Origin of the sequence: Aeromonas lusitana (assembly GCF_002812985.1) — a bacterium.
GTDB classification, from domain to species: Bacteria; Pseudomonadota; Gammaproteobacteria; order Enterobacterales; family Aeromonadaceae; genus Aeromonas; species Aeromonas lusitana.
Map to the genome: position 1 here is coordinate 58,653 of NZ_PGCP01000050.1, position 6,714 is coordinate 65,366.

General features: G+C 63.4%; 5 protein-coding genes. 3 read left to right on the forward strand and 2 right to left on the reverse strand.

Annotation, left to right across the window (positions count from 1 at the left end):
- Positions 1–52: 52 nt before the first annotated feature.
- Both CUC44_RS20560 and CUC44_RS20565 read right to left on the reverse strand, forming a co-directional pair.
- Complete coding sequence (locus CUC44_RS20560; protein WP_100861720.1) at positions 53–2,053, reverse strand: hypothetical protein; 2,001 nt, start codon at positions 2,051–2,053, stop codon at positions 53–55.
- Positions 2,054–2,188: 135 nt separating this feature from the next.
- Complete coding sequence (locus CUC44_RS20565) at positions 2,189–2,743, reverse strand: lipoprotein (RefSeq protein WP_100861714.1); 555 nt, start codon at positions 2,741–2,743, stop codon at positions 2,189–2,191.
- Positions 2,744–3,080: 337 nt separating this feature from the next.
- Between CUC44_RS20565 and CUC44_RS20570 the strand changes: the two genes are divergently transcribed.
- From CUC44_RS20570 to CUC44_RS20580, 3 genes are all read left to right on the forward strand, one after another.
- Complete coding sequence (locus tag CUC44_RS20570; protein WP_279627845.1) at positions 3,081–4,226, forward strand: isochorismate synthase; 1,146 nt, start codon at positions 3,081–3,083, stop codon at positions 4,224–4,226.
- Positions 4,223–5,893, forward strand: a complete 1,671-nt coding sequence (locus tag CUC44_RS20575; protein WP_100861716.1) for a (2,3-dihydroxybenzoyl)adenylate synthase — start codon at positions 4,223–4,225, stop codon at positions 5,891–5,893. Before CUC44_RS20570 ends, CUC44_RS20575 begins: the two co-directional genes overlap by 4 nt.
- Positions 5,894–5,915: 22 nt before the next feature.
- Positions 5,916–6,714 (forward strand): isochorismatase family protein (locus tag CUC44_RS20580; protein WP_100861717.1); only part of this gene is annotated, 799 nt, incomplete at its 3' end.

The window sequence follows — 6,714 nt, forward strand, 5'->3', positions numbered from 1 at the left end:
GAGCCGCGAGGGCTCCCTTTTTCGTGGGTCATAGAATGACCCGTTCGCGGATTTATTTCTCGCTGACGACGGCCTTGCCGGCCATCACCATGGCGGTACCGTGCTTGCCACCTGCGGCGGTGACTTGCGGCACGCCGTCCTCGTCGGTGTCATGACCGGCGCCTTCGATGACGTTCTCACCGGAGTCGCCGATCCACTCGGCCATCTGCATGCCGCCGTTGACGGTGCCACGGAACCAGCTCACGTAGCGCTGGGTCAGCTGAGCCAGCTCCAGCTCGGGTGCCTTCTCGGCGCCTTCGTTGCGCAGGTTCAGCATGGCTGAGCGCAGAGCGCCTGAGATGGCGGCCTGGGTCCAGGGGGTGTATTCACCCTGCTTGCCTGCGAGCCAGGTACCGGCCTTGGGGTTGAAGAAGGCTTTGTCGGTGGCGATGAACAGCTCGCGCGCGGCAGTGCGGTACTTGGCGTCCGAGGTGGCCAGGAAGGCGGCGGTCAGGCCACGGATGGCGGCGAACTGGGTCTCGATGGACTGACCCGCATCCGGCTTGCCACCCAGGGTCAGGCCGTCGTGCAGCAGACCATTCTTGCCCTTGAGCTGGGCGAGCAGGAAGTCAGCCTGCTGGCGCACCAGCACCAGCGCCTGCTGGCCTTGAGCTGTCTTGAGGTTCAGCTCACCGTTGTCACCGGCGGCGTAGCCGACCGGCAGCGCATCCTGGGCGCGCTGGAAGATCTGCAGGGCGACCAGGCTGTAAGCGGCGTCGAAGGTAGTGACGTGCTTGCCTTGCTTACCCGCCTGCCAGCTGTCCACCAGGGTGCCGGCCTTAGGCTCGAAGTGCAGGGCATTGAGGTTCTTGAACACCATGCCGGAGAGATTCAGCGCCAGGGAGAAGGCATCTTCCCCTGCCACCAGCTTGGCGGCATCGCCGCCCTTGTTGGCAGCCGGTGCGGCGGCGAAGGGGGCGCCGTCAAACACGGCGTGGAAGGCCGGGTTCTGGTTGGTGTTGGCGCTGCGCTGATCGCTGAAGGCGTAGAACTCGGACAGGGGCCAGAGCAGCATCCAGGCATCGCGCAGTTGGGCTGAGCCATCCACCACGTCCAGCTTGCCAATGGCACCCACCTCGTTCTTGGTGGTTTCGGTCACTTTCACCTGATGGGGGAAGTAGACCACGCCCTTGGCGGGATCGTACTGCGGGCTTATCTTGGCGCCGAGTTGCTTGCCATCGAAGCCGAGCTGACCCTGCAGGATGGCCAGCTTGTCGATGGACTGTTCGGTCAGCATCATGCCGTTGAAGCCATCGGCCGCGGAGACGCCGAGCTTGTGCTTGCCATCCTGATCCATGGTGGAGGAGGCCGCTTCGACCTCTTCATCGCTCTCGGCCACGTGCATGCCGCCGAGGAAGTCCTGGGACCACATCACTTCCTTGAGCAGGATACCGCCCACGGCGGCCGGGTTCAGCAGGTTGTCGCTGCCGCTCCAGCGCAGGGTGGCGTAGTCACGGAAGTAGGCGGGAACCTGGGTCTTGACGGACTTCTCGACACCCTTGGCGGTCTTGATGGTGACCTGATCGCCGTTGACCGGGGTGGTGTTCACCGCCTGGGCGAATTCGGGATTGGCAGAGGCATAGGGCAGGGAGAGGGGATACATGCCCTGGGGCACTTCATCGGCCGGGAAACCAACTGCCTCGGCCATGGCCAGCACGCGCTTGCCAAGGTCTGCCAGGGTGCCGCCACGGGCCAGGTTCTGGGGCCCGTTCACCAGATGAGGACCCATGCCTGACTGGTAGTTCAGGGCGTACATGGCCTCTTCAGAGTATTCATAGGATTCGATGCCGGCGGCGAAGTCGAAGGGAGTCGGTTCATCGGCGCGATTGGCATCTAGCACGTCCAGATCCAGGCCAAGTGCCTCGGCCAGGGGTTCGCCGGAGAGCTCGAATTCGGTGTAGGCCAGCATGCTGGCGGCGGTGTTGAAGGTCTTGTCCTCGACCTTGACGGCGGCGTGCGCGGCGCTGCTGAGCAGTGCGCAGGCGATCGCCTGTACCAGTACGGTTTTTCTCATGTCCTTTTCACCCATATGTTTGATTTTATTATGACGCTTCTCAAAATCTAAATGAGAATGGTGTGCATTATGGGGCAAAGGGAGGGGCTTGAGAAGAAAAAAGCCGCGTCTTGGGGGAAGGCGCGGCGATGAGTATTACATCAGTTTGAAGGGGATCACCAGGCGTCCCGGCTCCACCTTGAGGGCCTCGACCTTATCCTTGATCCTGGCCTCGTTCTGGCGACTCGTATCGAGTCGGTAGACAGGCGTCTGGGAGAGGAACAGGGAGAGGGACTGGTTGAAGGTCGGCAGCAAGGGGGTGAGGGCCGCTCCCACGTCGGCCGGTTCGGTCTTGACCGAGATGAGCTCAAGATCGCGCAGGTAGATGGCGCCCTGCTCGGCCACATAGTCCGGACGGGCACTCAGGGAGAGGCGGATCCTCATCTGTTGGCTACCAAGGGGGCTCGCCACCTGCAAGTCGCCGGCGGCATCCAGTTCAACCCGATCGGCGCGGCTGCGACCGATCCGGCTCTGCAGATCGTCGAGCCGGATCTTGCTCGACATGATCCCCGGGATGCCGAGTTCCTTCTGGAACGCAACCTTGTCTTTGAGGTACTGGTTTATCTCGCCCTCGCTGACGCTGTACTGAGTGAGGGAGGAGCAGGCTGCCAGCAGCAGGGCGAAGGGGAGCAACAGCAGGTGCTTTAACATGGGATAGTTCCATCGTGACGGGTGGCAACGGTTGATGGCGCCATCTTAGGGGCAAAGCGGGTTGGCCGCCAGCCTGGGCGTGCGGATCCGGTTTTTGTCGCATCCCCCATATGGGGATAGCAATTCGAGAGCATTCCCGTTGTCGACCTGACCCCGGTCCTCGCAGGCCAGTGCTGGCCTCATCCCTTCAATACCCACAGATAGAGTCTAGTTTTCTCGGCAAAAAATCCCCTTGACCGGGCTCTTTCGACACGCGTATTTTACCGCCGCTCAAAAGCAATTGATAACGATTATCATTTTGACTCATGTTTGAGGGTGTAGCGTGAATACTCTAGTGATGGAAAGTGGCGCGCCTGCCGAGGCCGGATCCCCGCCCGATTTCTTGTTTACCTCGAGTCAGGGCTGCATTCGCGCCTATGACCTGGGCCAGCCTATCAGCACCCCAGCCTGTGAATGGTCCCTGCTCGAGCGGCAGATAGTCCAGGCGTTGGCGGCGGCAGAGGCCGCAGGCCAGGCCAATCCCCTGCTCGTCGGCGCCTTCGCCTTTGACCCTGCCGAAGCCTCCTGTCTCTATATCCCCGGCCGATATGAACGAGGGGAGCGCACCGCGCCACAGGCGACGCCTCCTCTGGCCAATCAGGTCATCTCGGTGCAGAGCACACCCGCGGCGGCCGAGTTCAAGGCCTCGGTGAGCTCGGCTCTCGATGCATTCGCACAGGGTCGGCTCTCCAAGGTGGTGTTGTCGCGCAAACTCTCGTTGCAACTGAGCAAGCCGGCGGAGCCCGAACAGGTGCTGGCCCGTCTGATGACCCAGAATCCCAATGCCTTCCACTTCTCCCTGCCACTGGGGCAGGGCCGCCTGCTCGGTGCCAGCCCGGAGTTGCTGCTGCGGGTGAGTGCAGGGGAGGTGTTCACCCATCCCCTTGCGGGCTCGGCCAAGCGCGGCAGCGAGCCGGAGCAGGACAAGGCGGTGGCACGGGAGCTGCTGGCATCGCGCAAGGATCAGCATGAACACAAGTTGGTGATCGACGAGATCCGCCGGGTGCTGGCCCCCCATTGCCGGGTGCTGGCGATCCCCGCCGAGCCCTCCCTGATGAGCACGGACACCCTCTGGCATCTGGGCACTCCCATAGCGGGTCAGCTGCATGCGGAGCAAGCATCCGTGCTGTCGCTGGCCTGCCAGCTGCATCCCACCCCGGCCCTGTGTGGTTATCCCACGGATCTGGCACGCCAGTTCATCCGCGAGCAGGAACCGTTCCGCCGTGCCCTGTTCAGCGGCATCGTCGGCTGGTGCGACAGCCAGGGCAATGGGGAGTGGGCCGTGGTGATCCGCTGCGGCGTGCTGGACGGTCATCACGTCGAGCTGTTTGCTGGCGCCGGCATAGTTGCTGGCTCGGATCCCGCCATGGAGTGGGCCGAGACAGGCACCAAGCTCGGCACCATGCTCAAGGCCCTGGGCCTGGGCACCGAGGTGGCCCTATGACGACTCACAACCACTTCCTGCCCTACACCCGCTGGCCCAAGGAGCTGGCAGAGTCTTACCGCGCCAAGGGGTATTGGCGCGGTGAGCCCCTGACCGCCATGCTGACCCGCCAGTGCGAACTGGCGCCCGAGGCCATGGCCGTCATCTGCGGCGAGCGCAGCTTCAGCTACCGTGAGCTGGATGCGGCGTCGACCCGGCTGGCGGCGCGCCTCGCCCGCCAGGGTTTCAGCGTCGGCGATACCGCCCTGGTGCAGTTGCCAAACGTAGCCGAGTTCTACCTGGTGTTCTTCGCCCTGCTCAAAGTCGGCATAGCGCCGGTCAATGCCCTGTTTAGCCACAACCGGCTGGAGCTTTCCTCCTATGCCGAGCAGATCAAGCCCCGCCTCTTTATCGGCTCCACCGCCCATCCGCTCTTCACCGATGGGGCTCGCCAAAGCGAGCTGCTGGTTGAGATAGGCGCCGAGCTGGTGTTGCTGGATGGAGAAGCGGGTGAGCTGGGTCTGGCCCATTGGCTGGGGGAGCTGGATGTCGATGGCGCAACATCTCCCGCCTTTGGCCCAAGCCCGGCGGATGAGGTGGCCTTCTTCCAGCTCTCCGGCGGCAGCACTGGCACCCCCAAGCTCATTCCCCGCACCCACGATGACTACCTGTACAGCGTGCGCAGAAGCAACGAGATCTGCGAGCTCGGTCCCCATACCCGTTACCTGTGCGCCCTGCCGGCGCCCCACAACTTCCCCTTAAGCTCCCCCGGGGCGCTGGGCGTGTTCGACGCAGGTGGCGCCGTGGTGCTGGCACCGGATCCCGGCCCCATGAGCTGTTTCCCGCTGATTGAGCGCCACCAGGTCAACCTCTGCTCGCTGGTGCCGCCGGCTGTCTCCCTCTGGCTGCAGGCCGCCGAGGCCGACCCGTCCGTGCGGGCTCAGCTCGCGAGCCTCTCGCTGCTGCAGGTGGGCGGTGCCAAGCTCGGAGAGGCGGTGGCCAGGAAAATAGAGCCCCTGCTTGGCTGCCGCCTGCAGCAGGTGTTTGGCATGGCCGAAGGTCTGGTGAACTACACCCGGCTGGATGATTCGGACGAGAAGATCATCCACACCCAGGGCCATCCCATGAGCCCGGATGACGAGGTGCGCGTGCTGGACGAGGAGGGCAACCCGGTTCCCCGAGGCGAGCCCGGTGCCCTGCACACCCGTGGCCCCTATACCTTCCGTGGCTACTACCAGAGCCCGGCCCACAACGCCCGGGTATTCGATAGCGAGGGCTTCTACTGCTCGGGCGATCTGGTGGTCCAGGATGCCGACGGCTACCTGACAGTGGTGGGGCGCCAGAAGGATCAGATCAACCGAGGCGGCGAGAAGATAGCGGCGGAAGAGGTGGAAAACCAGCTGCTGCACCACCCGGCCATCACCCATGCGGCCCTGGTCTCCATGCCGGACAGCACCATGGGGGAGAAGAGCTGCGCCTTCATCGTCGCGACCGAACCCGGCCTCAAGGCGCTGGCCCTGCGCAAGTTCCTGCGCTCCCGCGGCGTGGCGGAATTCAAGCTGCCGGATCGCTTCGAAATTCTCGATGCCCTGCCCATGACGGCGGTGGGCAAGATTGACAAGCAGGGGCTGCGCGCCCGTATCGCTCAAGCGATAGCAGGCGACAGCCTGCCTGTGACAACAGTTTAAAACTAAAAGGAATCATGACGTTATGGCTATCCCAACCCTGAACAACTACGCCATGCCCAGCCAATGGAAGGCCAACAAGGTCAGCTGGAATTTGGATCCCAAGCGTGCCGCCCTGCTCATTCACGACATGCAGGAGTATTTCACCGCCTTTTATGGCGAGAACAGCCCGCTGATCAAGACCCTGACAGAGCATCTGGTGGCGGTGCGCCGCCACTGCAAGGCCCTCGGCATTCCGGTCTACTACACAGCTCAGCCCAAGGATCAGGCCCCCGAGGACAGGGCCCTGCTCAACGACATGTGGGGCCCGGGTCTGAACAAGAGCCCTGAGCTGCAACAGGTGGTCGCCCCCCTGCGTCCCGAGAGCGACGATGTGGTGCTGGTCAAGTGGCGCTACAGCGCCTTCCAGCGCTCCGAATTTGAACAGATGCTCAAATCTCAAGGACGGGATCAGCTGCTCATCGGCGGCATCTATGGCCACATCGGCTGTATGATGACCGCCTGCGACGCCTTCATGCGTGACATCCAGCCCTTCTTCCTGGCGGACGGGGTAGCGGACTTTTCCCTCGCCGATCACCAGATGGCGCTGGACTATGTGGCGACCCGCTGCGGCAAGGTGATCCCCTGCGAAGAGGTGCTGGCCATACCGGCGGCCAAGGCACCGGCCGCCAAGGCGGCGCAAGCAGAAGGGCAGAACCCCTTGTTGACGTATGAGGGGCTCAAGGCCCGGCTGCTGAGCCACATCGACGAAGATGAAGCGGAGTTCGACGCGGACGAGAACCTCATCGACTACGGCCTCGACTCGGTACGCATCATGGCCCTGC